General features: G+C 73.8%; 3 protein-coding genes. 1 reads left to right on the top strand and 2 read right to left on the bottom strand.

Annotated features, from left to right (window positions below; translation table 11 throughout):
- Nucleotides 1-631 (bottom strand): hemerythrin domain-containing protein (locus Q0L15_RS21000; RefSeq protein WP_296606667.1); only part of this gene is annotated, 631 nt, incomplete at its 3' end.
- Between the two features lie 68 nt (nucleotides 632-699).
- Between Q0L15_RS21000 and Q0L15_RS20995 the strand changes: the two genes are divergently transcribed.
- On the top strand, nucleotides 700-1,374 hold the full coding sequence (locus Q0L15_RS20995; protein ID WP_296606665.1) for a helix-turn-helix domain-containing protein: 675 nt from the start codon (nucleotides 700-702) through the stop codon (nucleotides 1,372-1,374).
- 123 nt (nucleotides 1,375-1,497) lie between these two features.
- On the opposite strand, the gene Q0L15_RS20990 is transcribed toward Q0L15_RS20995, so the two are convergent.
- Nucleotides 1,498-1,965, bottom strand: a 468-nt coding sequence (locus tag Q0L15_RS20990; protein ID WP_296606664.1) for a TCP-1/cpn60 chaperonin family protein, incomplete at its 5' end; no start/stop codon positions are given.

The raw sequence follows: 1,965 nt of genomic DNA, 5'->3' as shown, positions 1-1,965 counted from the left end.
TCGCGTGCGGGATCGTGCGCACGTCCAGCTCGGGGTAGCCGGCGGCATCGGACTCTCCGCACCCGCAGCCACCGTGCCCGTGCCCGTGGCCGGCCGCCTGCTGCGCCGCGGCGGGTGCCTCGGCCACCTCGGTGTGGTGGGCGTGCTGCTCGAGCTCCTCGTGCATGCCCTCGAGCAGGTCGGCGAGGGAGGCGTCGGCCGCGGTCGCCAGGAGCGGGACGAGGAGGTCGTTCTCCTTGCCCAGGTGGCTCTCGAAGACCGTGCGCAGCGACCCCGCTGCCACCGCCGCCGTCACGGCGTCGCCGGCCTTCTCGAGCTCCTCGACCAGGCCGAGCAGCAGCTGGTGCTCGGTGATCATCGCGGTCACCAGCAGGGACGCGGCGGCCTGCTCCGCGGCGACCGGGTAGAGCGCGGCCTCCTCGGCCAGCGCGTGCGGCACCAGGTCGGCTCGGCACCACGCGACCAGCTCGGCCCGGACCTGCTCGGCGTCCTCGGAGCGTCCGGAGCGGGCCGCGAAGGTCAGCCGCGAGACGAGGGTGGTCAGCGTGCCGGCCATCGCCGCGTGGTGGGCCACCATCGCCTCGGCAGCGCGGGCGTCCGCGGCGGTGGAGGCGACCATCAGGTCGTTCATCGGTGCTCCTCAAGGGGTCAGGAATGTCGGATGTGCGTCGGTGCTCCATATTTACTACAGTTCGACCCGTGAAAAACAATCCGCTCGGTCCCCGCCCGGGACGACGCCCTCGGCCGCTCACGGCCGGCCGGGCGGCCGTCCTGCAGCTGCTGGTCGACCAGCCGCGACCTCCGCGGCTGGCGGCGCTCGCCCAGGCGAGCGGCCTGCACCCCAACACCCTGCGCGAGCACCTCGACGCGCTGATCGCCGACGGATGGGTACGCCGGGTGCGCAGCGAGCCCCAGGGGCGCGGCCGGCCGGCCTGGCGCTACGAGGCGATCGACGATCGCGGCCGCGACGAGTACGCGGGGCTCGCCACCGCCCTGGCCGCCTCGATCGCCGCGACCAGCCCGGCTCCCGCCGAGACCGCGCGCTTCGCGGGCGAGCAGTGGGGCCACACCCTCGCGGCCGACCGCGACGTCGCACCGCAGACCCCCGACGAGGCCCGCGCCGAGGTGGTCGCGATGCTCGACGAGCTCGGGTTCGACCCGGATGTCGACACCGACCGGCCCGAGCGGGTCCGCCTGACCCGCTGCCCGCTCCTCGACGCCGCCCACCGCCACCCGGGCGTGGTCTGCGAGGTCCACCGCGGCATCGTCAGCGGGGCGCTCACGACGTACGGCGCGGACCCGGAGGGCACCGACCTGGTGCCGTTCGCCGAGCCGGGCGCCTGCCTCCTGACGGTCCCCCCGATCCGCGCCTGACCCCCAGCCCGTCGAGCACGAATCAACGTGGCGGCGCGCCAGCGAGAAGGCGCATGAGGACGCAGAACGGCCCCAGTCCCGAGGGACTGGGGCCGTTCGAGTGCTACGTGGAGCGGGTCGGACTCAGAAGTCCATGCCGCCCATGCCGCCGGACGGGTCGCCCATGGGGGCGGCCTTCTCCGGCTTGTCGGCCACGACGGCCTCGGTGGTGAGGAAGAGCGCCGCGATGGAGGCGGCGTTCTGCAGCGCGCTGCGGGTCACCTTGGCGGGGTCGATGATGCCCTCGGCGATCATGTCGACGTACTCGCCGGTGGCCGCGTTGAGACCGTGACCGGCCGTCAGGTTGCGCACCTTCTCCGCCACGACGCCGCCCTCGAGGCCGGCGTTGATCGCGATCTGCTTGAGCGGGGCGTCGGTCGCGAAGCGCACGATCTGCGCACCCACGGCCTCGTCACCGGACAGGTCGAGCTTGTCGAACGCCGCGTTGGCAGCCTGCACCAGGGCGACGCCACCACCGGCGACGATGCCCTCCTCGACGGCCGCCTTCGCGTTGCGAACGGCGTCCTCGATGCGGTGCTTGCGCTCCTTGAG

The sequence above is a fragment of the Nocardioides sp. genome (assembly GCF_024509035.1).
Lineage (GTDB): Bacteria > Actinomycetota > Actinomycetes > Propionibacteriales > Nocardioidaceae > Nocardioides.
The sequence above is the reverse complement of the archived record's forward strand: the minus strand, read 5'-3'. Positions and strand labels throughout refer to the sequence as shown.